General features: G+C 60.3%; 20 protein-coding genes and 1 pseudogene. 8 read left to right on the top strand and 13 right to left on the bottom strand.

Annotation, left to right across the window (positions count from 1 at the left end):
• The first annotated feature begins 105 nt into the window (after nt 1–105).
• Entirely contained in the window at nt 106–1,119 is a 1,014-nt protein-coding gene (locus AOA60_RS29305; protein ID WP_099587287.1) for a sensor domain-containing diguanylate cyclase, read from the top strand.
• 5 nt (nt 1,120–1,124) lie between these two features.
• Here the strand turns inward: AOA60_RS29305 and AOA60_RS29300 are convergent, their stop codons facing one another.
• Entirely contained in the window at nt 1,125–2,153 is a 1,029-nt protein-coding gene (locus AOA60_RS29300; RefSeq protein ID WP_099587286.1) for an amino acid ABC transporter substrate-binding protein, read from the bottom strand.
• Nucleotides 2,154–2,376: 223 nt separating this feature from the next.
• Here AOA60_RS29300 and AOA60_RS29295 point away from each other — a divergent pair, with 223 nt between their 5' ends.
• Both AOA60_RS29295 and AOA60_RS29290 read left to right on the top strand, forming a co-directional pair.
• A complete protein-coding gene (locus tag AOA60_RS29295) occupies nt 2,377–3,627 on the top strand; it encodes an aspartate aminotransferase family protein (protein ID WP_099587285.1) in 1,251 nt (416 codons plus the stop codon).
• Between the two features lie 225 nt (nt 3,628–3,852).
• Nucleotides 3,853–4,569 (top strand): hypothetical protein, encoded by a 717-nt coding sequence (locus tag AOA60_RS29290; protein ID WP_099587284.1) that lies wholly within the window; start codon nt 3,853–3,855, stop codon nt 4,567–4,569.
• 57 nt (nt 4,570–4,626) lie between these two features.
• On the opposite strand, the gene AOA60_RS29285 is transcribed toward AOA60_RS29290, so the two are convergent.
• Complete coding sequence (locus tag AOA60_RS29285) at nt 4,627–5,709, bottom strand: pyridoxal phosphate-dependent aminotransferase (protein WP_099587283.1); 1,083 nt, start codon at nt 5,707–5,709, stop codon at nt 4,627–4,629.
• A 144-nt stretch (nt 5,710–5,853) separates the two neighbouring features.
• Nucleotides 5,854–7,209, bottom strand: a complete 1,356-nt coding sequence (gene glyA, locus AOA60_RS29280) for a serine hydroxymethyltransferase (RefSeq protein WP_099587282.1) — start codon at nt 7,207–7,209, stop codon at nt 5,854–5,856.
• Nucleotides 7,210–7,515: 306 nt separating this feature from the next.
• Here glyA and AOA60_RS29270 point away from each other — a divergent pair, with 306 nt between their 5' ends.
• Together AOA60_RS29270 and AOA60_RS29265 are read left to right on the top strand one after the other, a co-directional pair.
• Complete coding sequence (locus AOA60_RS29270) at nt 7,516–8,118, top strand: helix-turn-helix transcriptional regulator (protein ID WP_099587280.1); 603 nt, start codon at nt 7,516–7,518, stop codon at nt 8,116–8,118.
• On the top strand, nt 8,105–8,983 hold the full coding sequence (locus tag AOA60_RS29265; protein ID WP_099587279.1) for a queuosine precursor transporter: 879 nt from the start codon (nt 8,105–8,107) through the stop codon (nt 8,981–8,983). The genes AOA60_RS29270 and AOA60_RS29265 overlap by 14 nt, the downstream gene beginning before the upstream one ends.
• Before the next feature lie 196 nt (nt 8,984–9,179).
• Here the strand turns inward: AOA60_RS29265 and queC are convergent, their stop codons facing one another.
• The 6 genes from queC to cyoA form a co-directional block, all read right to left on the bottom strand.
• Nucleotides 9,180–9,890: a 7-cyano-7-deazaguanine synthase QueC gene (gene queC, locus AOA60_RS29260; protein WP_099587278.1), complete on the bottom strand. Its 711-nt coding sequence runs from the start codon at nt 9,888–9,890 to the stop codon at nt 9,180–9,182.
• A 104-nt stretch (nt 9,891–9,994) separates the two neighbouring features.
• Nucleotides 9,995–10,882, bottom strand: a complete 888-nt coding sequence (gene cyoE, locus AOA60_RS29255) for a heme o synthase (RefSeq protein ID WP_019817484.1) — start codon at nt 10,880–10,882, stop codon at nt 9,995–9,997.
• Nucleotides 10,883–10,893: 11 nt separating this feature from the next.
• Complete coding sequence (cyoD, locus tag AOA60_RS29250; protein ID WP_010206434.1) at nt 10,894–11,235, bottom strand: cytochrome o ubiquinol oxidase subunit IV; 342 nt, start codon at nt 11,233–11,235, stop codon at nt 10,894–10,896.
• Nucleotides 11,235–11,861, bottom strand: coding sequence for a cytochrome o ubiquinol oxidase subunit III (locus AOA60_RS29245; RefSeq protein WP_017734786.1), 627 nt, complete (start codon nt 11,859–11,861; stop codon nt 11,235–11,237). The genes cyoD and AOA60_RS29245 overlap by 1 nt, the downstream gene beginning before the upstream one ends.
• Before the next feature lie 3 nt (nt 11,862–11,864).
• The gene (gene cyoB / locus AOA60_RS29240) at nt 11,865–13,883 is read right to left on the bottom strand and encodes a cytochrome o ubiquinol oxidase subunit I (protein ID WP_033896216.1); all 2,019 of its coding nucleotides are present in this window, start codon (nt 13,881–13,883) and stop codon (nt 11,865–11,867) included.
• Between the two features lie 3 nt (nt 13,884–13,886).
• Nucleotides 13,887–14,828, bottom strand: coding sequence for a ubiquinol oxidase subunit II (cyoA, locus tag AOA60_RS29235; RefSeq protein ID WP_043205874.1), 942 nt, complete (start codon nt 14,826–14,828; stop codon nt 13,887–13,889).
• A gap of 27 nt (nt 14,829–14,855) precedes the next feature.
• Between cyoA and AOA60_RS34215 the strand changes: the two are divergent.
• A pseudogene (locus AOA60_RS34215) lies at nt 14,856–15,147 on the top strand (hypothetical protein).
• A gap of 404 nt (nt 15,148–15,551) precedes the next feature.
• Here the strand turns inward: AOA60_RS34215 and AOA60_RS29225 are convergent.
• Together AOA60_RS29225 and hmpA are read right to left on the bottom strand one after the other, a co-directional pair.
• Complete coding sequence (locus AOA60_RS29225; protein ID WP_099587277.1) at nt 15,552–16,070, bottom strand: disulfide bond formation protein B; 519 nt, start codon at nt 16,068–16,070, stop codon at nt 15,552–15,554.
• Nucleotides 16,071–16,234: 164 nt separating this feature from the next.
• Nucleotides 16,235–17,416, bottom strand: coding sequence for an NO-inducible flavohemoprotein (gene hmpA / locus AOA60_RS29220; RefSeq protein ID WP_099587276.1), 1,182 nt, complete (start codon nt 17,414–17,416; stop codon nt 16,235–16,237).
• A 147-nt stretch (nt 17,417–17,563) separates the two neighbouring features.
• Between hmpA and norR the strand changes: the two genes are divergently transcribed.
• Complete coding sequence (gene norR / locus AOA60_RS29215; protein WP_099587275.1) at nt 17,564–19,108, top strand: nitric oxide reductase transcriptional regulator NorR; 1,545 nt, start codon at nt 17,564–17,566, stop codon at nt 19,106–19,108.
• 106 nt (nt 19,109–19,214) lie between these two features.
• Here the strand turns inward: norR and AOA60_RS29210 are convergent, their stop codons facing one another.
• Nucleotides 19,215–20,126, bottom strand: coding sequence for a DMT family transporter (locus AOA60_RS29210; protein WP_099587274.1), 912 nt, complete (start codon nt 20,124–20,126; stop codon nt 19,215–19,217).
• A gap of 138 nt (nt 20,127–20,264) precedes the next feature.
• On the opposite strand from AOA60_RS29210, the gene AOA60_RS29205 reads away from it, so the two are divergent.
• A complete protein-coding gene (locus AOA60_RS29205; protein ID WP_099587273.1) occupies nt 20,265–21,137 on the top strand; it encodes an AraC family transcriptional regulator in 873 nt (290 codons plus the stop codon).
• Here the strand turns inward: AOA60_RS29205 and AOA60_RS29200 are convergent.
• Nucleotides 21,134–23,635, bottom strand: a complete 2,502-nt coding sequence (locus tag AOA60_RS29200) for a LuxR C-terminal-related transcriptional regulator (RefSeq protein WP_099587272.1) — start codon at nt 23,633–23,635, stop codon at nt 21,134–21,136. The two genes, AOA60_RS29205 and AOA60_RS29200, sit on opposite strands and share 4 nt — an antisense overlap.
• Between the last annotated feature and the right edge of the window lie 112 nt (nt 23,636–23,747).

Below are 23,747 nucleotides of genomic sequence, written 5' to 3'. Positions count from 1 at the left end.
CCCTATTCAAAGCGTTCAATCCCCGTTGTACAGTAGCCCCAGCCACGGAGTATCGGCGTCAATATTGGTAGGCCTTGGTTGCCTGCCGCCGCAAGGAATGCGCAGATGAACGATACTTCCGGCAACAACCCGCTCAATCATGCTTTTTCTCACTTTAACGCCGACATGTTGCACACCGTGCTGGAGCTGGTCAGCGACGGCATTTGGGACTGGAACGCCAATACCGGGTTCGTCTACCGCAGCCCAGGCTGGTACGAAATGCTGGGCTACCCTAGCCACTCCCTGGAAAACAGTGTGTTCACCTGGGAGAGCGTCATCCACCCGGAGGATTACCCCCACGTGATGACGGTGTTCGATGATTACATCCACCGGCGCACGCCCCATTACCAGACCGAATACCGTTGCCGCAAAAAAGATGGCGGCTACCTGTGGATTGAAGACCGTGGTTACGTGATTGCACGCAATGAAGACGGTTCGGTTGCACGCATGGTGGGTGCCCATCGCGATATCCATCTGCGCAAGTCCTCGGTCGAGCAGTTGGAGCGACGCAATCAATCCCTTGAGGCACTGGTGGCCGAGCGTACGCGCGAGCTGTCGCGGGTCAATCAGCAGTTGCAATTACAACTGGACGAAAACCGCTCACTGGCCGAACGGGATGCCTTGACCCTCGTCGCCAACCGTTACCGCCTGGAAAAAGTGCTGCTGGAAGCCTGCGACCGCGCCCAGCGTTTTCGCCTGCCATTGGCACTGATCGCGATGGATATCGATGATTTCAAGCCGATCAATGACCGACACGGTCACGGCGTAGGCGACCAAACCCTGGTGCAGGTCGTGGAATGCCTGGAGAGCTGCATCCGCCCAGGCGACCTGCTGGCGCGCTGGGGTGGCGATGAATTCATGGTGGTGCTGCCAAAAAGCTCGCTGGAAAACGCCAGGACCCTGGCCGAGAACATCTGCCGAACGATACGCAACATGCCGATACGCGATGACCTCATCGTCACCCTGAGCCTCGGCGTGGCCGAGCGGCGCATGGATGAATCCCCCGCCGCCCTGATGGCACGTGCCGATCAGGCCCTGTATCGCGCCAAGGCGGCGGGGAAAGATGGCGTGTCGGCGTAGCCCTGTCAGCGCACCGGCGGCGCGTACTGGATGCCGCCGTTGTTCCACAGGGCATTGAGGCCGCGCTTGATCTTCAACACGCTGCCCTGACCAATATTGCGCTCGAACACTTCACCGTAGTTGCCCACCTGCTTGACGATCTGCACCACCCAATCCTTGCGCAGTTTCAGGTCCTGACCGTACTCGCCATCGGCGCCGAGCAGCCGCGCAACGTCCGGGTTCCTGGTGGTCTTGGCCTGCTCTTCGACATTCTGCGAGGTGATGCCCATTTCCTCGGCGTTGATCATCGCGAACAGGGTCCACTTGACGATGCTGAACCACTCGTCATCGCCCTTGCGCACCAGCGGGCCCAGCGGCTCCTTGGAGATCACTTCCGGCAACACGACGAATTCATCCGGATGGGCCATCTTGATGCGCTGTGCGTACAGCCCGGACTGATCGGTGGTCAGCACATCGCAACGCCCGGCTTCCAGGCCCTTGGCGCTTTCGTCGGCGGTGTCGAAGGTGATCGGCGTGAACTTCAGGCCGTGGGTGCGAAAGTAATCGGCAACGTTGAGCTCGGTGGTGGTGCCGGCCTGGATGCACACGGTTGCGCCGCCCAGTTGCTTGGCGGCCGTGACACCCAGTTTGTTGTTCACCAAAAAGCCGATGCCGTCGTAGTAGGTGACGCCGGTGAACACCAGGCCCATGCCCGAATCGCGGGAGCTGGTCCAAGTGGTGTTGCGTGAGATCAGGTCGATTTCGCCGGACTGCAGCGCGGTGAAACGCTCCTTGGCGGTCAACTGGGTGAACTTCACTTTGGACGCATCACCAAACACGGCCGCCGCTACGGCGTGACACACATCCACGTCAATGCCGGTCATCTTGCCGTGGCTGTCGGGCACGCCAAAACCGGGCAACCCGTCGCTGACACCACACTGGATAAAGCCTTTTTTCTGGATCGCGTCCAGGGTCGAACCGGCATGCGCGGTGCTGGCCAGCCCAAAGACGGCGGCGGCACTGATCATGGCCAAGGTGGTTTTAAATGGGTTCATGCGAGGCTCTCCCTGTCGTTCCTTATTATTCGGCACCGCACAGCCTGCGCCGGTTTCTGATGTTGCCGGGGCAGTATTGACGGGTTTGGTGCGCTGCCACAAACGACCTTTTGGCAACAGCTCCTTCCGATTTGGAATGACCCGGCGACTTTATTTCGTTTGCGACAAGGCCAGGCCCACGGCTTAGATAAAAAGACGCCCGCCACTGCCGAGTCCAGGATTCATGAGCCGCGAAACCATCAGCCAGTCGATTTCCATCGTTCATCCCATCAGCCTCAGCCACGGCAGGAATACCGAGGTCTGGGACACCACGGGCAAGCGCTATATCGATTTTGTCGGCGGCATCGGTGTGCTCAACCTCGGCCATTGTCACCCCGGCGTGGTGCAGGCCATTCGTGAACAAGCAACGAAGTTGACCCACTATGCGTTCAACGCCGCGCCGCACATGCCCTACATCGAACTGATGGACCGCCTGACCGCGTTTATCCCGGTGGACTACCCCATCAGCGGCATGCTCACCAACAGCGGCGCCGAGGCCGCAGAAAATGCCTTGAAAATCGTACGCGGCGCCACCGGCCGTACGGCGGTGATTGCCTTTGACGGGGCTTTCCACGGCCGTACGCTGGCCACCCTCAATCTCAACGGCAAAGTGGCGCCCTACAAGCAAAAGGTCGGCGTCCTGCCCGGCGCGGTGTATCACCTGCCCTACCCCAGCGCCGACAATGGCGTGAGCTGCGCTGAGGCGCTGAAGGCCATGGACCGCCTGTTCAGTGTGGAAATCGACGTCAGCGACGTAGCCTGTTTCATCCTTGAACCGGTGCAAGGCGAGGCCGGATTCCTCGCCCTGGATATCGAGTTCGCCCAGGCCCTGCGGCGCTTCTGCGATGAACACGCGATCCTGCTGATTGCCGACGAAATCCAATCCGGTTTTGGCCGCACCGGCCAGCGTTTTGCCTTCTCGCGCCTGGGCATCGAACCGGACCTGATCCTGCTCGGCAAAAGCATCGCCGGCGGCGTGCCATTGGGGGCGGTGGTCGGGCGCAAGCCGTTGATGGACAACCTGCCCAAAGGCGGGCTGGGCGGCACTTACTCCGGTAACCCCATCGCCTGCGCGGCGGCACTGGCCACGCTGGACGCTATGACGGATGAGGCGTTACACGCCTGGGGAGCCCGGCAGGAGGCCGCTATTGTGAGCCGCTATGAAACCTGGCGTGCGCAGCACCTGACGCCCTTTTTGGGCCGCCTGACCGGCGTCGGCGCCATGCGCGGCATCGAACTGGTGAATGCCGACGGCACACCTGCGCCCCAGCAACTGACCCGACTGCTGGGCCTGGCGCGGGATGCCGGGTTGCTGCTGATGCCCAGTGGCAAGTCGCGGCATATCATTCGGCTGCTGGCACCGTTGACGATTGAGCCCGAGGTGCTGGAGGAAGGGCTGGTTATTCTTGAACGGTGCCTCAAGCAGTTGGAGTAATCGCGTCAGCGCCATTACGCTGGACCAATGCGTGCAGGCTCGCCGATTATCCACGACACCTCTATACCGTAGGTTTGTTTTGTGGACGAGCGGTGCGCTTGCAGCGGGCGCTTACTGCCTTGCACCGCGATAAGGGCATTGTGCTGCCTTGACCTGATCCCCCTCCCCCCTGAAAATGCGCGACGCTTTTTTGTCTTCCCCGTTTACTGAAGTAGTGAAATTTCAATGTCCGATTCTTACACCGAACACTCCACCGAAGAATCCGTAGTCGCCCTGCACGCCAAAGCTGAATACGAAAACGCCATCAATCTTTCACAGCATGTGCCAGCCGCCAAGATCATCAGCGAGATGGTGCTGGACGCGTTTCACACCTCCAAGGAAAGCGACCAGATCCGCGAGTTGCGCCTTGCTATCCGCCAGGCCCACGACGCGTTCGATGACGATAAGGCCTACGACCTGATGGGCCAGCTCAAGCAGCTCAAGGACGCCGAAGCCGCCGACAACATCGCGCTGGAAGACCTGAGCAGCAAATTCTCCATCAGCCGCATCCTGTCCAGCTTCAAGGACGACCCCGAGTTCCAGGAGCTGGTCTACGGCCTGGCCCTCAAGGTGCTGAACCAGTCTCACCAGGCCATCAGCAACCCCAGCGCCGGCAAGAGCAAGGCTTCCCGTCCCAAGAAAGAAGCCGAGGTGTTTGTGATCAGCAAGGACGGCATCAGCGTCACCCTGCCACTGCGCACGCCACGCTCCAAGCTGAACATCGACCGCGAGGCGTTTGAGTTCCTGGGCTTCAGCTTTGTGGGTGAAGGCGATGAAGCCGAGCTGGAAGTCGAGAGCTTTGTGGATAACTCGGGGGCTGAACAGCCGCTGACCCGCAAGAGCGTGATCAGCGCACTGCAGCAGCAGAGCGCGTTTGATGGATACAGCATCGCGCAACAGTGACACCACTGAACTGAATGTGGGAGGAGCTGCTCCCTCCCACATGAATTCAATACTGCGTTAGACCGTTGCCGCAAATACCTCGCGAAACCGCGCCATTTCCCGCTTGTTCCCCACCGTCACTCGCACCCACTGCGGCCAGTTTTGCCACACGCGCCCGATCAGTACGCCATGGCCGGCAAGTGCGTCGATGACCTGCTCTGCCGGGCGCTTCACGTCGATCATGAAGCAGTTGGCCTGGGATGCCGTGCAGGTAAAACCACGGCCTTTGAGCCAGGTAATGGTGTCTTCGCGCAGTTGGGCATTGAGCGCCTTGCGTTGTGGCAGCAGCTTCACATCTTCCAGGCTGGCGAGGCCGCCGAGCAAGGACGAGCCGGCCGGGACGTTGTCGCCGCCAAACACCGCCAGGCGTTCCAGCAATGCTGGATGGCCGATTGCCAGGCCCAGGCGGGCGCCGGCCATGCCGTAGATTTTCGAGAAGGTGCGCAGCACCAGCAGGTCGTCGTGGTCCTTGACCCAACTCACCACGCTCGGGGCCTCGGCGAAGTCGATGTAGGCCTCGTCCACCACCAGCACACAGCCTTTGGGTTTGTTCGCCAGGGCCTGGCGGATGGCGTCGGTCGACGTCACGGTGCCCGTCGGGTTGTTGGGGTTGCACAGGTAGAGCATGCCGGCCTGGGGGTCAGCCGCCAGCATGGCCGGGATGTCGTGGGCATGCTCGCCGTCGAGGGCGACTTCTTTGACCGGCGCCTTGTTTGATTCGGCGGACTGGCGCGGCACTTCGTAGGACGGCGTAGCCATCACCAGGCCGCGGGTTTCGCTGGTAAATGCCAGCACCGCGTAGCGCAGTGCGGCCATGGAGCCGGAAAACACCGCCACCTTTTCTTCGGCAATCCCTTGTTGCTGGGCAAACAACTCAGCCAAGGCGTACATGTGTTTATAGGGATAACGCCCCGCGGTGGCGATGCCGCGCTGCATCGCTTCGCGGGCAGCCGACGAAGGCCCGTAGGGGCTTTCGTTGTAGTTGAGCAACACCTTGTCAGTCTTGGCCGACGGCGACGCGGCAACCGCCCAATCCAGGCGTCCGAGCAAAGGCAGGGCGGCGCCGAGGGCGAGAAGGGATCGACGACTGACGCTGACCATGGTGACTACTCCTTGTAGGCGGATGATGGATTCGCACTGCTCGTATAGATGAATATGACGAGACAAGGGTCGGCTGATTTAACCGAGCGCCCATGAAAAAGCCCCGTACGGCTTTCGACGACGGGGCTTTTTCATGGGCGGGTTTCAGTGCTCCCAGTAGTCTGCGATGGGGTATTGGGCGCACAAACGCTCAAGTTCAGCGCGAAATTGCAACTGCACAGCAGGCTCGACATGGTATTCGTGTTCGCCAAGCGGCGTGACCTGGCTAAGTACCTGGCACACCAGATCGACGACCTGCCGGCAGCCCTGCGCATCGACATTGCGTTGCGCCATGGAGCCGGTGCCGATACACAGGCCACTGGTAACGGCAGACGAACGGGTCTCGCCAGGTACCCGACTTTTACTGACCACGATTCCGCAGCCTTCCAGCGCCGACTCGGCGATGGCACCGGTCATATCCCCGCGCAGGCGGATCAGCACGGTATGGTTTTCACTGCGCCCGCCGACCACTTCATAGTCATGGGCCTGGAAGGCGTAGGCCGTTTCATCGGCCAGGGCGCGAACACGCCCCATGCAGACGTCGAATTCCGCTGTCATCGCGTAGCCCAGCGCGGCGGCTTTGGCGGCGATCATATTGACCGCCGGCGCGCCCTGCATCCGCGGAAATACGGCTTGATCCAGCACACGGCTGAAGGTCGCCCGCAAGCCCGGCACCTTGGTATGGGCGTCGCGGCCGGACAGGATCAGGCCACCACGCGGGCCACCCAGCTGCTTGTGGGTGCAGGTGGTGGTGACATGCGCCGCGTTGATCGGGCTGGGGTGCCGACCGGTCACGACCAGCCCGGCAATATGGGAAATATCGGCCAGCAGGATCGCGCCCGCCTCGTCGGCAATGGCGCGAAACCGCTCGAAATCCAGCACACGTGAATACGCCGATGCACCGCAAATGATGATGCGTGGACGATGGGCCAGCGCCAGGGTGCGCACCTGCTCGTAATCGATCAGGCCTTCGGCAGTGGTGCCGTAACGAATTGCCTTGTAGTAGGCGCCGGTAAACACCGCAGGGCTGCCGTGGGTCAGGTGGCCACCGTGATCGTGGGCCATGCCCAGCAAGGTATCCCCTGGTTCCAGCAGGGCGGACAGCACTTGGGCATTGGCATTGGAGCCCGAGTGCGACTGCACGCCGGCGTAGTGGGCGTCGAACAGTTCACGCGCCCTGCGGATCGCCAGTGACTCGACCAGATCGACGTTTTCACAGCCGGCGCGTTGACGCTTGCCGGGCGCGCCCTCAGCGGTGACGTTGACCAGTGCAGACGCGGAGGCCACCAAAGTACGGGCCTTGACCGCGCAGGAGGACGCGACCAATGAGAGTGTGCGGTGCTGGCGCGCCACTTCGGCGTCCAGCAGCATCGCCAACTCCAGGTCCTCGGCGCGCAGGTCCGCCATGCCTCGGCGCAACAGATCGGCCTGATCCTGCAGGTGTACGGTATTGACGGGCATCGGGGGGGTGTCCTTTCCTTGGTCGCTGCGTGTCAGTTCGTCCTGAACCGTGGCGTTCAATTAAACAGGAAATTAAACATTTTCCAAATTAAATGTTCGCTTTTGTCCCCCTTTACCGAGCGGATGGCCATTTGCCCTGCGCGCAGGCGCTGACGCGCATCCGGGACTTTATTGTTAGGCCGCACGCGTGCAACACTTGCGCCCGCCGCGATGCCTGGAACGCCCTGGATGGGCTTTTTTTGCTGAACAATCTGTACGGCATCTTCAACGCAACGGTTTTTACTAAAGGGAAGTGGTGAGCGCGTGATGCACAGACGAGAAAAAACCGAGCACTTGAAGAGCAACATCAAGTACTTGATCAAGAGCCGTGGTGAGACCCAGCTGTCGCTATGCAACGCCGCCGGCCTGACCCGCACCACGATCTACAACATCCTCGAAGGCAAGGTCGTCAACGTTCAGCAGTCGACCCTGCGCAAGATTTCCGACTTTTTCGGTGTGTCCTACGAAGAAATCGAGACCATCGATTTTGAAGCCAAGGAAATCATCGAGAGCAGTGCCTCGCCCCAAGGCAACATGAACCCCGCAGCCGTGCCGGTGCTCAAGGAAAGCCAGGTCATGCAGCACCTGGATAAACGTATTGGCGAACTGGCGATCCTCTACCCGCTCACGTACTACTTCGGCACCTCCCATAACCTGATCGGCGTGCAACTGGAGCGCGCCATACCGGGCGTGAATGAGCCAGGCGACCTGTTGATCATCCAGAAGGGTTCGTCCAGCGACGATAAGGAAAAACTGGTGTTCGACCGGGCCACCCAAACGCTGTTCATCAGCCGTGAAGCCTGCGCCAGCTCAGAACAACTGTGTGTCCTGGGGGATATCATTGAGGAGCGCTTCAATGACCACGTATGAAAGCGAGATCGAAAACAGTAAATACAAACTGCTTGGCTTCGAAAATGACAAGCGCCTGGCGGTGATCATGATCATCGCCACGGGCAAGATCATTAGGGTCAAGTTGAGCGAAGTCTTAAACAGCGAAATCATGGATAACCTGAACAAAATGGAAGTTAAAAACCTGTACAAGAAGTACTACTCCCAGGCCGGTACGGTGACGGCGTACGACCTCAACGACCGCAATGAAAGTTCGTGGATGGTCTACATCGTCCTCAACCTGCTGCTCTTCACCTTTTATATCTTCACCAGCATTGCCGCGACTAAACCGATCTACATCGAGTCCCTCGACATCATCGTGACGCCGGGCACTTTCCTGTATCCGCTGACCTTCCTGATCGTGGACCTGCTCAACGAAAACTTCGGCCTCAGGCTCGCCAGAAAGGCCATCCTGTTTGCCTTTGCCAGCAACGCGATGATCATCGTTTTGCTCTACGGCTCGACCTTCCTGCCCGGCTTACCTGGATGGAAGCTCGACGGCCCCTACAACGATGTGATTGTGCAGGTGTCGTCGGTGTTGATCGCCTCTTCGATATCGTTCCTGGTGTCGGAAAACATCAACTCGTATTTGCTGTGCAAGATCAAAGAGCTGACCAACTCCAAGTACCTGTACCTGCGCATCTTCCTCAGTACGTTCTTCGCGGTGATTATCGACAGTTTCCTGTTCTGCTTTATCGCGTTCTACGGCGCCATGCAGACCAGCGATATCCTGAGCATGATCTATGTGCAGATCGCAATTAAGGTGGGCTTTGCGTTCTTCAATATCCTGCCGGCTTATGGCGCGCGTTCGCTGTTCAAGCGCTACCTGACCAACGCCAAGGCCTGATCCAGGCAAATCCCTCACCGGGCAACTGCACGTTTTGGGTCGTAGCAGCTGCCGAGCCTTGGCGAGGCTGCGTAGCGGACGCATTGACACCCCACGATATGCGGGGCCCCCAACGCAGCCTCGCTTGCGCTCGACAGCTGCTACGACCCAAAACTTGGGGACGAGCTCTGCCGAGGCCGGCCCGGCAAGACGGGATCTACATGGGGATCATGTCGAGCTGCAGTTTTTGCTTGAGGTTCTGCATGACAGCCGTCTTGTTCTGCAGGTAATCATTCAAGCCCCGTGCGCGCAGGTTGCACGCATCACACTCGCCGCAGCCAGTGCCAAGGACGCCGTTGTAGCAGGTCAGTGTCTGCTCGCGAACCAGGTCCAGTTGCTGGTGGTAGTCGGCCAAGGCCCAGGTCTCGGCCTTGTTCAGCCACATCAGTGGGGTTTCCAGGCGCACGTCGTATTCCATGCCCAGCTTGAGTGCCTGGTTCAGCGCCTTGACGAACTCATCGCGGCAGTCCGGGTAACCGGAGAAGTCGGTTTCGCACACGCCGGTGATGACGGTCTCGGCCTTCACCTGGTAGGCGTAGATCGCCGCCAGGGTCAGGAACAGAATATTGCGCCCCGGCACAAAGGTGCTGGGCAGGCTTTCACCTGAGCTGTTCACCGTCGGCACAGGAATGTTGTCGCGGGTCAGGCTGCTGATGGCCAGCTCATTGAGCAACGACACGTCCATCACTTTGTGAACGGTGGCCCCCAACTGACTGGCGAGCTGCTGGGCGACTTCGACTTCTGCCACATGGCGCTGGCCATAATCGAAGGTAATGCAGTGCACCTCATCGTAGTGCGGCAGCGCGTGGATCAAACAGGTGGTGGAGTCTTGTCCGCCACTGAATACGATTACAGCTTTTTTAGTCATCGTTCTGCGTCCTGCATAGGTAGGATTTGGGCATAGTTTAAAGCTCACTCAATAAAAAACCCCGCGCTTCTTTCGAAGGCGGGGCCTTTTTACTGCTCAGGCACTCAGTGCGCGTAGGTCAGCAACAGCTCTTTCGGCACTTGGAAATCCAGGGACATCATCACGCTGAGCGCGGTGATGGTGAAGATCGAGAACACGAACAGCTTGCGCGCCCAGACGGTGTCGTCCACCGCCTTGTAGCCGGTCCAGGCCATGTACAACCAGTACATGCCCATGGCGGCGGCGACGGCAAGGTAGCTCATGCCGGCGTAGCCACTGAAGGTCAACATCAAGGTCGCCACGAGGAAGGCCAGGATGTAGAGCAGGATGTGTTTCTTGGCGACCTGGATGCCACGCTTGACCGGCAGGACCGGAATCGAAGCAGCCAGGTAGTCGTTGAAACGGAAGATCGCGATGGCGTAGGAGTGCGGCATCTGCCACAGGCTGAACATCACCAGCAGCACCAGCGCAGCCATGTCGAAGCTATTGGTCACAGCCACATAACCAATCACCGGCGGCATCGCCCCCGACAGACTGCCCACCAGCGTGCCGTGAACCGACTTGCGCTTGAGGTACAGGCTGTAGAGGCCGACGTAGATGACAAAGCCGATCACGGCAAACAGCGCCGCCAACGGGTTGGCCACCTTGTACAACAGGGCCACACCGGCAACACCCAGGACGGTCGCGAAGATCAGTGCCAGCTTCAGGGAGATAAGGCCCTGGACCAGCACGCGATTCTTGGTGCGCTCCATCTTGATATCGATGTCACGGTCGATGCAGTTGTTGAAGACACAACCGGAAGCAACCACCAGGGACGTGCCGATCATCGCAGCCAGGAAGATGGCCAGATCGACATGTCCCTTGGAGGCCAGGAAGAAACCGCCCGCCACAGAAAGCACGTTACCGAAAATGATCCCCGGTTTGGTGATTTGGATAAAGTGCTTAAGCGACATCGGGTCTTACCTCACTTCGCCATCATGAACGTATGGATGCTGAACATGATCCATATCGACAGGCCAACCAGCAGCAGGATCACAAGACCTGCGAACACGAACGCAATCACGTTATCGCGCTGTTCCTTGGAACGATCCAGGTGCAGGAAGTACACCAGGTGAACCAGAACCTGAATCACCGCGAATGCCAGCACGATCATCAAGGTGATCGACTTTGGCAGGGTCGGGTACATCACCAGACCGAACGGGATGAGCGTCAGGATTACCGACAGGATGAAGCCGATGGCGTACGACTTAACGCTGCCGTGGCTCGCATCATGGCTGTCATGGTCATGGGAGTGTGCATTAGCCATTACAGAGTCCCCATCAGGTAAACAACGGTGAAGACGCAGATCCAGACCACGTCCAGGAAGTGCCAGAACAGGCTCAGGCAGCTCAGGCGGGTCTTGTTGGTGTTGGTCAGGCCGTGCTTATTGACCTGATACATCATCACCGCCATCCACAGCAGGCCGGCAGTTACGTGCAGACCGTGGGTGCCGACCAGCGTGAAGAACGCCGACAGGAAGCCGCTGCGGTGCGGGCCGTAGCCTTCGGAGATCAGCAGGTGGAACTCGTTGATCTCCATGCCGATGAAGCCCAGGCCGAACAGGAAGGTCAGGCCCAGCCAGCTCAGTACGCCTTTCTTGTTGCCCTTGTAGAAGGCCAACATGGCGAAGCCGTAGGTGATCGAACTGAACAACAGCAAGGCGGTTTCGCCGAGCACGTAAGGCAGTTCGAAGATGTCGTGGCCCGACGGGCCACCCGCTACGTTGTTTACCAGTACCGCGTACACCGCGAAGATCGACGCAAACAAGATGCAGTCGGTCATCAGGTAGAGCCAGAAACCGAAAACGGTCATCGGCCCCGAGTCGTGGTGATGGTCATCGTGCCCATGGTCATCGACATGGGCGTGTCCAGCATTGGTCACTAAGTTCGACATGGTTTAAGCCTGTTCCAACGAGGTTTCTACACGGTTGGCCGGGATCTTCTTCTCGGCTACCAGGCGAGCGTGTTGCTCGGCTTCGATGCGTTCGATCGTCTCGACCGGCACCATGTAGCCTTGATCGTCACGCGCGGCGTGAACGATGAAGTAACCGATAGTGCCAACCAGGCCCACTATTGCCAGCCACCAGATGTGCCAGATCATCGCGAAACCGAACACGGTCAACAGCGCACCCATCACCACGCCAGTGGCGGTGTTGTTTGGCATGTGGATCGGCTCGTAGTGCTTAGGACGCTGGTACGCAGTACCGTCTTCCTTGGCTTCGGTGAACGCATCAATGGTGTTCGCAGTAGGGATCACGGCGAAGTTGTAGAACGGAGGTGGCGACGAAGTCGACCATTCCAGGGTGTGGCCATTCCATGGGTCGCCGGAGTCGCAAGCGTTCTGCTTACGGTCACGGATACTCACGTACAGCTGGATCAGCTGGCAGGCGATACCCACGGCGATCATGATCGCACCGAACATGGCGACGTACAGGTACGGCACCCACTCAGGGTTGGTAGTAGCGTTCAGACGACGGGTCATGCCCATGAAGCCCAGTGCATAGAGCGGCATGAACGCGACGAAGAAGCCCGAGATCCAGAACCAGAACGCAGCCTTGCCCCAGCCTTCGTGCAGCTTGAAGCCGAACGCTTTCGGGAAGTAGAAGCTGAAACCAGCGATGTAACCGAATACCGCACCGCCGATGATCACGTTGTGGAAGTGAGCGATCACAAACAGGCTGTTGTGCAGGACGAAGTCAGCACCCGGAATGGCCAGCAGTACGCCGGTCATGCCGCCGATGGCGAAGGTCACCATGAAGCCCAGGGTCCACAGGACCTGGCTGGTCATGCGCAGACGACCGTGGTAGATGGTGAACAGCCAGTTGAATAGCTTCACCCCCGTCGGGATGGAAATCAGCATCGTCGCCAGGCCGAAGAAGGCGTTGACGCTGGCCCCCGAACCCATGGTGAAGAAGTGGTGCAGCCACACCATGAAGCCCAGTACCGAGATCGCACCCGATGCGTAGACCATCGAGTGGTGACCGAACAGGCGCTTGCCGGTAAAGGTCGAGATGACTTCGGAGAAGATACCGAACGCTGGCAGGATCAGGATGTACACCTCAGGGTGACCCCATGCCCAGAACAGGTTCACGTACATCATTGGATTGCCACCAAGTTCATTGGTGAAAATGTGGAAATCCAGGTAACGGTCAAGCGACAGCAGCGCCATGGTAGCGGCCAGGATCGGGAACGAAGCCACGATCAGGACGTTGGCCCAGGTGCAGGTCCAGGTGAAGATCGGCATGTCCATCAGTTTCATGCCAGGGGCGCGCATTTTCAGGACGGTGGCCAGGAAGTTGACCCCCGTCAATGTCGTCCCGAGCCCTGATAACTGTAGCGCCCAGATGTAGTAGTCCACACCCACGCCAGGGCTGTACTGCAGGCCCGACAATGGTGGATACGCGACCCAGCCGGTCTTGGCGAATTCGCCGACGCCCAGGGACAGGTTGATCAGCACAACGCCGGAAACCAGCAGCCAGAAGCTCAGGGAGTTCAGGAACGGGTAGGCAACGTCACGGGCACCAATCTGCAGCGGCAAGGCAAGGTTCATCAGGCCGGTGAAGAAAGGCATCGCCATGAAGATGATCATGATCACACCGTGAGCGGTGAAGATCTGGTCATAGTGTTCAGGCGGCAGATAGCCAGGCGAACCCTCGGTGGCCATGGCCAACTGGGTACGCATCATGATGGCGTCGGCAAAACCACGCAGCAGCATGACCATGGCAACGATGACGTACATGACACCGATTTTCTTGTGGTCGACAGACGTCAGCCACTCGGTCCACAGGTAGGTCCATTTCTTGTAATACGTAATTGCTGCAAACAGTGCCAGACCACCCAGCGCGATCATGGCGATGGTCACCATCACGATCGGCTCGTGGAACGGGACCGCATCCCAACTTAATTTACCAAACATCGTTTACTCCTCTGCCCCAGCAGTTGAATGCGAGCCCGTGTCAGAACCTTCAACCGCGGCCACTTCTTTCTTCTCGTGCTTGACCGGCTTGCCTGGCTTCATACCTTCGTACTTGTCGACGATTTTCTGAAACAGGTTCGGCTCATACGTGGAGTACAGGGCGACTGGGTTGTTCTGGCTTGGTTTGGTCAGGGCGTCGTATTCAGCTTGATCAAGCTGTTTAGGTGCGGCCTTGACTTCGGCTACCCAGGCGTTGAAATCTTCCTGGCTCGTCGAGATCGCTTTGAATTTCATGCCGGTGAAGCCAGCGCCGCTGTAGTTCGCGGAGATGCCTTCCATTTCAGCTTTTTCGTTGGCGATCAGGTGCAGGCGGGTCTGCATGCCTGCCATCGCGTAGATCTGGCCACCCAGGGCTGGGATGAAGAACGAGTTCATCACGGCGTCGGAGGTGATCCGGAAGTTAAGCGGGGTGTTCTCCGGGAAGCGGATCTGGTTGACCGTGGCGATACCCAGGTCCGGGTAGATGAACAGCCACTTCCAGTCCAGCGCGACCACTTCGATGTTGATCGGCTTGACGTCGGACTCCAGCGGACGGTACGGGTCCAGCTCGTGGGTCGACTTATAGGTGATGTAACCCAAGGCGATGATGATGAGGATCGGGACCAGCCACACCGCGATTTCGATCTTGGTGGAGTGCGACCACTTGGGCGCGTAGGTCGCGTTGGTGTTCGACGCGCGGTATTTCCAGGCGAAGGCGAAGGTCATGATGATCACAGGCACCACGACCAACAGCATCAGCAGCGTGGCGGTGATGATCAGGTTTCGTTGATCCAGACCGATCTGTCCTTTCGGGTCCATCAAGGTCCACTTGCAGCCTCCCAGCATTAACATCATGCCAAGCAGCGGCAAAAAGCCTAGTAATCGGGGGTACCTGTTTTTACTCATCTCACGACCTCTAAAGCAGCTTGCGCAATGCAGTTGGGTTTTGATCGCCAACACTTCACCCTGCCAAGGGTTGGCATTTCTCTTCGATTGAATAAGAGCCTGCCCGGCACGCCATAACGGAGCGTTTCACGGACCTGCGGTGAGTTCTTATTCGATTTCGTGGTTAAAGGCCTTGTTACAGACCAATTCCATTTGGTGCGGATAGTTGAAAGGCTGCCGGAACCTTGGGGTCGCACAGAGCCATCCATCTGCCCCTCGACCGCTCCGGTGCTCAAATATTGAACAGCACCGGACATTCAGTGCGGGCGATTGTAGTTAGCTAGCGATGTATAAACCATGTCTTATAAAGAAATAATTTTTATCGATTACAGCAATAATCCTTCACCCATATTGCAAGGGTTCGCGATCTTATCGCGTTAGATTCCCAACAAAAACCACAAAAATTGCTGTGTTATTGGCGCAACCGCCGCAGCCCTTACATCGCGTAAGGGCATGCAAAACCTATCCAACCCCCCAGAAAACAAGGCATTCGGACATCACGCCAAGGCGTGTACGGCGTGAGGCGCACGGCCTCTCGCGAACCACGAACTGACAGCACATCTTGGGCGTTTTTTGCAAATTTAAGCAATGGTTTGGCGGGTCAGAAACGTCCTGCGGCGGCTTCCGTGTGACAACATGTCGCACGCTGCGCACACCCCACCGTTGTCCGGCGTCACGCTCTGTTCACAAAAGCCTACAGGCCTTGCGTTGGCGATTGCGATAGATGCCCAGGGGCACCAGGATCACCGTTAGCACGAACGCCACCAAGGCCCACTGCGCCAGGGACAGGCCCAGCACCGGCGGGTACGGCGTGCTGCAGAAGCCGTCGACCTGGAAGCCCAGCGGGAAGACCTTGGCCAGGGGCAGGTCATCGACGATAGGTTGCAGCACATCGATGCCACAGCTGACCTGCGGGAAGAACTGGGTGTACACGTGGTGTCCCGCCGCGGCCACCCCGCCGACGGCGCTGAGGATCACCAGGCCTTCGAAAAAGGTCAGGGCGCCCTTGGTGCGCATGGCCGCGCCGATGAACGCGAAGATCGCAATCAACAACAAGGCATAGCGTTGCAGGATGCACAGCGGGCACGGCGCCTCGCCCAGCACCACCTGCATGTACAAGGCCCCGCCGATCAGCGCCAGGCAGATGATGCCCAGCAACACCAGAAAGCGCCGCTCCCTGCCTAAACGCAATTCGTCACTCATCCCCGTATCCCTTTGTTTGGTTGTGCCAATGGCCGCAAGTTTACACACAGGGAGTGGTTTAAACAGAGGGGGGTTAACGGGGGATTAATCGGGCAGGACACAGATCAAAATGTGGGAGCGGGCTTGCCCCTCCCACATTTGGAACAGTGGTATTTCTGAGAGGGCTATTCCAGGGCGGCTGCGGGGCCGAAGAATTCGTAGCGGGCCTGCTGCTCGGGTACGCCCAGGGCTTTCAGGTGGCGCTTGATGGCGGCCATGAAGCCTTTGGGGCCGAGGAAGTAGGCGTCCAGGTCGCGCTGTTCGGGCAGCCAGGCGGCCAGTTGTTCCTGATTCAGCAGACCTACCTTGTCGGCCGCCGGGCTGATGCCGTCGTCCTCGGCATAGCAGTAGAAGCGTTTGAGCTGCGGGTGCTGCGCCGCCAGGCCATCCACCCAATCGCGAAACGCATGCACCCCGCCGTTACGCGCACAGTGGATAAAGTGCACCGGGCGCTGCGTAGCCAAGGCCGCTTCGAGCATCGGCAAGGTCGGCGTGATGCCCACGCCGCCGCTGATCAGCACCAGCGGTTTGTCGCTGGCCGCCAGGGTGAACTCGCCCGACGGCGGGAACAGGTCAATGGTTGCGCCGACGTGCAACTGGTCATGCAGATAGTTGGACACCCGCCCACCGGCCTCGCGTTTGACGCTGATACGGTACAGGCCCGCATCGCTCAAGGCCGACAGGGAATAGTTGCGGCGCACTTCTTCGCCATCCAGCACCAGCTTCATGCCGATGTATTGGCCTGGGGCCGCTGCGAGAATCGCTCCGTTATCCACCGGGGCGAAGTAGAACGAAACGATCTCGTCGCTCTCTTCCACCCGCTTGACCAGCAGGAACGGCCGCGCACCGCGCCAGCCGCCGGGAGCCTGGGCTTTCTCGTCGTAGATAGCGGCTTCGGCGCCGATCAGGATGTCTGCCAACTGGCCGTAGGCGTTACCCCAGGCCGTCATCACTTCAGGCGTGGCAATCTCGCTGCCCAGCACTTCGGAAATCGCCCGCAGCAGGCAGGCGCCAACGATCGGGTAATGCTCCGGCAGAATCTGCAAGGCCACGTGCTTGTTGATGATCTTCGCCACCAGGTCGCCCAGTTGATCGAGCTGGTCGATATGCCGCGCGTACATCAACACCCCATTGGCCAGGGCGCGGGGCTGGTCGCCGCTGGCCTGGTGGGCCTGGTTGAACAGCGGACGGACTTCGGGATACTCCGAAAGCATCATGCGGTAGAAGTGGGTGATCAGCGCTTCACCGCCGCTTTCCAGCAGGGGCACGGTGGATTTGACGATGGCACGGTCTTGGGCACTAAGCATGGGAGCCTCCTGGGCTTCTTTACTGATTGTCCTTAGCTACTCAGTATTCGTGCCAACCTATAAATCTTTATTTTTCAATGATTTAAATAATACGTAGTCAATATGACTTCCTACACTTTATAGTCATAAGGACTACAAGGAGTCATTATGACTGCGCAATCGCTGCTCACCACCCTGCTACCCCTGGTCGCCGACCTGTCCCGTGACCTGCCTGAAGGCGAGCGTTACCGTCGCCTGCTGCAAGCCATGCGCGCCCTGCTGCCGTGCGACGCCGCCGCGTTGCTGCGCCTGGACGGTGAATGGCTGGTGCCGCTGGCGGTCGATGGCCTGAGCGCCGACACCTTGGGCCGGCGCTTCAAGGTCAGCGAGCACCCGCGCTTCGCCGTGCTGCTCGGCAGCCCCGGCCCGACGCGCTTTGACAGCGACAGCGAATTGCCCGACCCCTACGACGGCCTGGTTGATGGCTTGCACGGACACCTGCAAGTGCACGACTGCATGGGCTGCCCGCTATTCATCGACGACCAGCCGTGGGGCCTGCTGACCCTGGATGCCCTCGACACCGAGCGCTTCGAACGGGTTGAACTGGACGCCCTGCAAGCCTTCGCCAGCCTCGCCGCTGCCACCGTCAACGTGGCCGAACGCATCGAACGCCTGGCCCTGCGCGCCGAAGACGAGCACCAGCGCGCCGAGATCTACCGCCAGGCCAGCGGCCAGCAGCACAAGGAAATGATCGGCCAGAGCAAAAGCCACAAGCGCCTGATCGAAGAAATCAAACTGGTGGGCGGCAGCGACCTTACCGTGCTGATCACCGGCGAAACCGGGGTGGGCAAAGAGCTGGTGGCCCAGGCTATCCACGCGGCCTCCCATCGTGCGGACAAACCACTGATCAGCCTCAACTGCGCCGCCCTGCCGGAGACACTGGTGGAAAGCGAGTTGTTCGGCCACGTACGCGGCGCCTTTACCGGCGCGCTGAACGAGCGTCGCGGCAAGTTCGAACTGGCCAATGGCGGCACCTTGTTTCTGGACGAAGTGGGCGAGCTGTCGCTGACCGTGCAGGCCAAGCTGCTGCGGGTGCTGCAAAGCGGCCAGTTGCAGCGCCTGGGCTCGGACAAGGAGCACCAGGTGGATGTACGCCTGATCGCCGCCACCAACCGCGACCTCGCGGACGAGGTGCGCAACGGCCGCTACCGCGCCGACTTCTATCACCGCCTGAGCGTATACCCGCTGCAAGTGCCGGCACTGCGCGAGCGCGGGCGCGATGTGTTGTTGCTGGCGGGCTTCTTCCTGGAGCAGAACCGCTCACGCATGGGCCTTGGCAGTCTGCGCCTGAGCAGCGATGCCCAGGCGGCGCTGTTGGCCTATAACTGGCCGGGTAATGTGCGCGAGCTGGAGCACTTGATCGGACGCAGCGCGTTGAAAGCACTGGGGAGCTGTCGTGAGCGGCCGAGGATTCTGAGCTTGAGTGCCCTGGATCTGGACTTGCCCGATGTCAGCACACCGGTGATCGAAGCATCGGCAGAAACAGCCCTGGCCGTTACCGGCGATCTGCGCCAGGCCACAGAGGCCTACCAGCGCCAAGTGATCAGCGCCTGCCTGGAACGCCACCAGCACAACTGGGCCAGCGCCGCCCGCGAACTGGGCCTGGACCGTGCCAACCTGGGCCGCATGGCCAAGCGCCTTGGCCTCAAATAGCAAGGACAACTCGGCCAAATGTATGAAATGCAGGAAATGTGGGAGGGCTTGCCCCCGATAGTGGTCTGGCTGACACGCTGCCATCGGGGGCAAGCCCCCTCCCACACTAAACCTGCTTTGCCTGAAGGATCGGAGTCGTCGGTTGAACCGCCTTCGGCTTGCGAAACACCAACACATTCCCCAGCATCACCAGCACCAACCCCGCCAGCGCCGGCCCGGTCCATTGGTAGCCCTCGGCAAACGCCGACACATTCAGCGCCACCACCGGGAACAGCACCGTGCAATACGCCGCCCGCTCCGGCCCCATGCGCCCCACCAGGGTCAAGTAGGCCGTAAAGCCGATTACCGAACCCGGAATCACCAGGTACCACAGGGCGCCGACATACCGCGAGCTCCAGTCCATTTCAAACGGAATGCCGCGCACCAGGCAATAGGTCGCCAGCATCAAGGCGCCGTACAACATCCCCCAGGCGTTGGTGGTCAGCGGCCGCAGGCCGGCCTTCTGTTGCAGGCTCGACAGCATATTGCCGGCCGAGAAACACATCGTCCCCAATAACGCCAGGCCCAGACCAAGCAAGGTCTGCGGGCTGGCGGTGTGCCCTGCCAGTTCCGGCCAGAACAACAAGCCCAAGCCCGCCAGACCAAGACCGCCACCCATCAACACGTTACGTGCCACCCGCTGGCCGAAAAACACCCGGGCGTTGAGTGCGTTCCACAACGTGGCGGTGGAAAACACCACCGCCACCAACCCGCTGGGAATCCACTGGCTGGCGGTGAGGAAGCACATGAAGTTGACGCAGAACAGGCACAGCCCCTGGGCCAGACAGATCAAGTGCCCGCGCCGGTTCATCACCTGCAACTTGCGGCTGAGCAGCAACAATGCAAACAACACCAGCGCCGCCAGGCCAAAGCGATAGACGATGGACACAGGAATCGCCACCACGCCCAATTGCCATTTGAGAGCGATCCAGGTGGTGCCCCAGATCAGCACGGTGAGTAAATACAGGGAAAGGTTCATAGCGGGCTCCATCGATTGAGCCACAGTGTCGCCTTCAACGTTCGTAACGTTCTTGCACATTCTTGCGCTTTTGTCGGGCGCTGGGCTCACAGCGCCAGCCGTGCGGAGTAGGATGCAAGGCGTCGGAGAACACACACCATGTCAGATCTGGAATCCCTGCAAGTCTTTCAAGCGCTTAACCGTTCGCCCAACGCACGCCTTGAAGCCTGCGCCGAGCTCGGTGACGGCTTGTCGGCGGCCTTGTGGAGCAATCATCACGATTCCCAGGACTACCAGGCGCCCAGCCACCACACGCTGTCCTGCTACATCGGCGGTGGCACCGGCACGTTTAGGCGTGACCAGCCGGGCACCAAGGGCGGCCCCGACAAGCTGTGCATCCTGCCCGCCGAGCATCAGTCGGCGTGGGTGATCAACGGTGAAATCCGCCTGGCCCACGTGTATTTCAGCCCCGAGCAATTTGCCTTGGGCTGCGTCACCCTGCTCGACCGCGAGCCGCGCACACTGGAGCTGCGCGAAAGCACCTTTCTGCAAGACGACAGCCAGGCCCGACGCTTCCACCAGTTGATCGCGCTCAATTGGCAGGAGCCCGCCGAACGCCTGCTGACCAGCAGCCTGGCCCATGAAATGCTCAGCCATACCCTGCTCAGCCAGGTAGGCGCCCGAGAAGGCCTGCGCTTGAAAGGGGGGTTGGCGGCATACCAGCGACGGTTGTTGGTGGACTACATCGACCAGCACCTGGAAGACCCCATCAGCCTGGGCCAATTAGCTGGCCTGTGCGCGCTGTCGGAATACCATTTTGCGCGGATGTTCCGCCAAAGCTTCGGCCTGCCGCCCCATCAATATCTATTGGCGCGTCGGCTGAGTCGTGCGCAAAGCCTGCTGCGCGGCGGTGCCCTGCCCCTGGGCGAGATAGCCTTGCTGTGCGGATTCTCCAGCGCCAGCCACTTCACCCATCGCTTCCGCCAGGCCATGGGCGCTACGCCCGGCGACTACCGTCTGGCGTTCATTTAGACCATCAAGCCCAACGTCTTGGCCTTGGCCACCGCCTGGGTGCGCCGCTCGACGCCCAGCTTGCTGTGGATGCGCCGCGCGTGGGTCTTGACGGTGTGCAGGGAGATAAACAGCCGGTCGGCGATTTCCAGGTTGGAGCTGCCCTGGGCGATCAGTTGCAACACTTCCAGTTCACGCTGGCTCAAAGGGTTTTCCAGCGTGCCGGGGGTTGATGCCTGAGGCTCCATGCCCAGCTCGCTCAACAGTCCCGGCGAGCGCAAGCGCAGCTCGCGAATCGCTTGTTGCACCTGGCAACGTCCGGCCAGGTCCAGGCCGGTTTGCAGCGAACGGCGCGCCAAGGCCGGGTCGCCCAGTTGCCACGCCACCTCACCCAGGACCAGGTGCAGCTCGGTTTCCAGGCAGAGCATGCCGCGCTGGTGGGTGGTTGCCAGCAACACGTTGAGCCGTTCTATGGGTTGCTCGGCGCAGCCCAGTTTTACCTCCGCCAGCACCAGCAGGTATTCCAGGCGCGGGATCAGTTCCAGGGTGGCCGGCGGCGCTTGTTTGCCCTGGGGCCCACGAAAGTGGCGCAGCACACGGCGCACTGCTTCCACGGTCAATTCGGCGCGGCCTTGCTGCAACCAGAAATGCCCGCTGACCAACAACAGCACCGCACGGTACACAGTGTCCGGCACCTGGCGTTGCTGCATCAGCCGTTCGGCTTCGCGCAGTTGGATAAACGCCTGGGCGTAATCACCCCGGTTGGCAGCCAGCAGCGCCAGGCCGAGATATCCGTAGAGCACGCGCTTGTCCTGGCTGTGCAGGCACATCTTCAAGCCAGTCTCGAAACACTCGGCGGCCAGGCTGTCCTGGCCCTGGCGCAGCGCCAAATGCCCGCGCCGCAACGCAATGCGCCCCACCAAAGGCCCGGCCTTGAGTCGCTGCTTGAGCAACATCGCCTGCACCGTTTCCAGCAGGCTCTGCGCCCGATACGGCGCGCCGCGCTGTTCCAGCAATTGCGCGTGATCCAGTTCCAGCAAGGCCTCCAGTAGCAACGAACCATGGGCGCGCGCCAGGCACAGCGCTTCACGGTTCAGGCCTTGGGCGACGTCCAGCTCGCCGCGTAGCAAGGCTTGCTGAGTCAGGCCCGACAGGCACATCAAGCGGGACGTCCAGGCGCTGTCGGGCAACGCTTGCAGGGCCTCTAGAAAATGCAGACGAGAGCCCTCGGCATCGCCGCCCAGGTGCAGTAGCCAGCCCCACTGCGCCTGCCAGCGCGCCAGTAGATAACGCTGTTGCGCCGCCGAGGGTTGCGGGGCAAATCGGGCCAACTGATCGATGCACGCAGCCGCCTGTTCGAAGCGCCCGGCAAACAGCAATGCGGCGGTCACCAACCCCACCAACTGCGCCGAGCCAAGCATCAATTCATCGCCATGCTGCTCATGCAGGCGCAACAGCAACACGGCGTTCTGCTGGCGGAACAGATCCTCGAAGCTGAAGTGCTGCAACAAGCTCACGGCCATTTCATATTCTTCGGCCAGCAGCGCTTGTTCGAAAGCCGCCTGCCAGTCCTGTTCGGTACAAAACCATTGGCAAGCGCGACGATGCCAGGAGCGTTTGGCCGGCCAGGGTTCGTCGTGCATCAGTTGCGCCAGCGGCGGGAAAACCTGCAGCCAGTCAGTGGCTTCCCACGGCTCGATAAATGCGCCGAGCGCCTGCAAATCCCGCAGGTACTGGCCACCGTCGCCCGCGCCGAACAAATGCTCGCACAGGCCCGCATTGAAGCGCGGCAGATGGGCCAGCACGCGCCAGGCCTCGGCCAGCTCCGGCGGCAGCGTGCTGAAGAGTTCATGTTGCAGGTAGTCGAGCAGGGTCTTGTCGGGATGACCGTCGCCCAGCAACGCGATGCGTACACCCGCGCACCAACCGGCGCTGAACTGCAACACGCTGTCGACGGACTGAGCCGGCGCATGGCCGAGCAGAGCCTGAATTTCCGAAGGGGTAAAGGCCAGTTCAGCGCCGCACTCAAGCAGCTCATCATCAAGCAACAGTCGCGGCCAGTTACAGGCCGGACGCCGTCGAGCGCCCAGCCACCAGGTCAGCGCCGGGCTGCTGGCGGTGAGCAGGCGGTCGAGCAAGGCGTCGGTGTCGGGAGCGGGCAAGCGGCAGAAATCATCGAGGAACAACCACGCCGGCGCCTGCCAACGACTGAGGTCCAGCAGCAAGGTAGTTTCGTCGGTAAACGTCAGGCCCAGGTTTTGCGCCAGTCGCTGGCACAGGTCGAGAGGGCTGAGGGACGCGCCATTGAGCGGCAACCAATAGACTTGGCAACCCGCAGGCGCCTGCAACGCGCACTCGGCGAGCAACGCGCTCTTGCCACTGCCGCCAGCGGCGCACAACAACTTGACGCGCGCCTGCGCCACCAGCAAAGGCTCGGCCAGGCGGGGGCGCAGCAGATGATGGGCGGACAGCCGGGGCATGAATCCAGGACGGTCCAGGCAGCGTGTCATGGCAGTCATTGCTGCATCCTGCGTTCTTATTGTTATGCAACGTGTTGCGTACCCTAGTCCTGTGGCGGGGGGTTGTTGAAGAAGTATTCAGCAGGGTGATTGAAGGCCATGCACAGAAGTG

It is taken from the genome of Pseudomonas sp. 2822-17 (assembly GCF_002742485.1).
In the GTDB taxonomy this organism is placed as follows: Bacteria; Pseudomonadota; Gammaproteobacteria; order Pseudomonadales; family Pseudomonadaceae; genus Aquipseudomonas; species Aquipseudomonas cyclaminis.
The sequence above is the reverse complement of the archived record's forward strand: the minus strand, read 5'-3'. Positions and strand labels throughout refer to the sequence as shown.

What these genes read in the sequence shown, in the direction of transcription:
- AOA60_RS29200 (WP_099587272.1), bottom strand. Translation starts at nt 23,635, where the DNA reads ATGACTGCCATGACACGCTGCCTGGACCGTCCTGGATTCATGCCCCGG.
- AOA60_RS29305 (WP_099587287.1), top strand. Translation starts at nt 106, where the DNA reads ATGAACGATACTTCCGGCAACAACCCGCTCAATCATGCTTTTTCTCAC.
- AOA60_RS29245 (WP_017734786.1), bottom strand. Translation starts at nt 11,861, where the DNA reads ATGTCGAACTTAGTGACCAATGCTGGACACGCCCATGTCGATGACCAT.
- queC (WP_099587278.1), bottom strand. Translation starts at nt 9,890, where the DNA reads ATGACTAAAAAAGCTGTAATCGTATTCAGTGGCGGACAAGACTCCACC.
- AOA60_RS29265 (WP_099587279.1), top strand. Translation starts at nt 8,105, where the DNA reads ATGACCACGTATGAAAGCGAGATCGAAAACAGTAAATACAAACTGCTT.
- AOA60_RS29295 (WP_099587285.1), top strand. Translation starts at nt 2,377, where the DNA reads ATGAGCCGCGAAACCATCAGCCAGTCGATTTCCATCGTTCATCCCATC.
- AOA60_RS29290 (WP_099587284.1), top strand. Translation starts at nt 3,853, where the DNA reads ATGTCCGATTCTTACACCGAACACTCCACCGAAGAATCCGTAGTCGCC.
- AOA60_RS29225 (WP_099587277.1), bottom strand. Translation starts at nt 16,070, where the DNA reads ATGAGTGACGAATTGCGTTTAGGCAGGGAGCGGCGCTTTCTGGTGTTG.
- glyA (WP_099587282.1), bottom strand. Translation starts at nt 7,209, where the DNA reads ATGCCCGTCAATACCGTACACCTGCAGGATCAGGCCGATCTGTTGCGC.
- AOA60_RS29285 (WP_099587283.1), bottom strand. Translation starts at nt 5,709, where the DNA reads ATGGTCAGCGTCAGTCGTCGATCCCTTCTCGCCCTCGGCGCCGCCCTG.
- AOA60_RS29270 (WP_099587280.1), top strand. Translation starts at nt 7,516, where the DNA reads ATGCACAGACGAGAAAAAACCGAGCACTTGAAGAGCAACATCAAGTAC.
- norR (WP_099587275.1), top strand. Translation starts at nt 17,564, where the DNA reads ATGACTGCGCAATCGCTGCTCACCACCCTGCTACCCCTGGTCGCCGAC.
- AOA60_RS29205 (WP_099587273.1), top strand. Translation starts at nt 20,265, where the DNA reads ATGTCAGATCTGGAATCCCTGCAAGTCTTTCAAGCGCTTAACCGTTCG.
- AOA60_RS29210 (WP_099587274.1), bottom strand. Translation starts at nt 20,126, where the DNA reads ATGAACCTTTCCCTGTATTTACTCACCGTGCTGATCTGGGGCACCACC.
- cyoA (WP_043205874.1), bottom strand. Translation starts at nt 14,828, where the DNA reads ATGAGTAAAAACAGGTACCCCCGATTACTAGGCTTTTTGCCGCTGCTT.
- AOA60_RS29300 (WP_099587286.1), bottom strand. Translation starts at nt 2,153, where the DNA reads ATGAACCCATTTAAAACCACCTTGGCCATGATCAGTGCCGCCGCCGTC.
- hmpA (WP_099587276.1), bottom strand. Translation starts at nt 17,416, where the DNA reads ATGCTTAGTGCCCAAGACCGTGCCATCGTCAAATCCACCGTGCCCCTG.
- cyoD (WP_010206434.1), bottom strand. Translation starts at nt 11,235, where the DNA reads ATGGCTAATGCACACTCCCATGACCATGACAGCCATGATGCGAGCCAC.
- cyoE (WP_019817484.1), bottom strand. Translation starts at nt 10,882, where the DNA reads ATGTCGCTTAAGCACTTTATCCAAATCACCAAACCGGGGATCATTTTC.
- cyoB (WP_033896216.1), bottom strand. Translation starts at nt 13,883, where the DNA reads ATGTTTGGTAAATTAAGTTGGGATGCGGTCCCGTTCCACGAGCCGATC.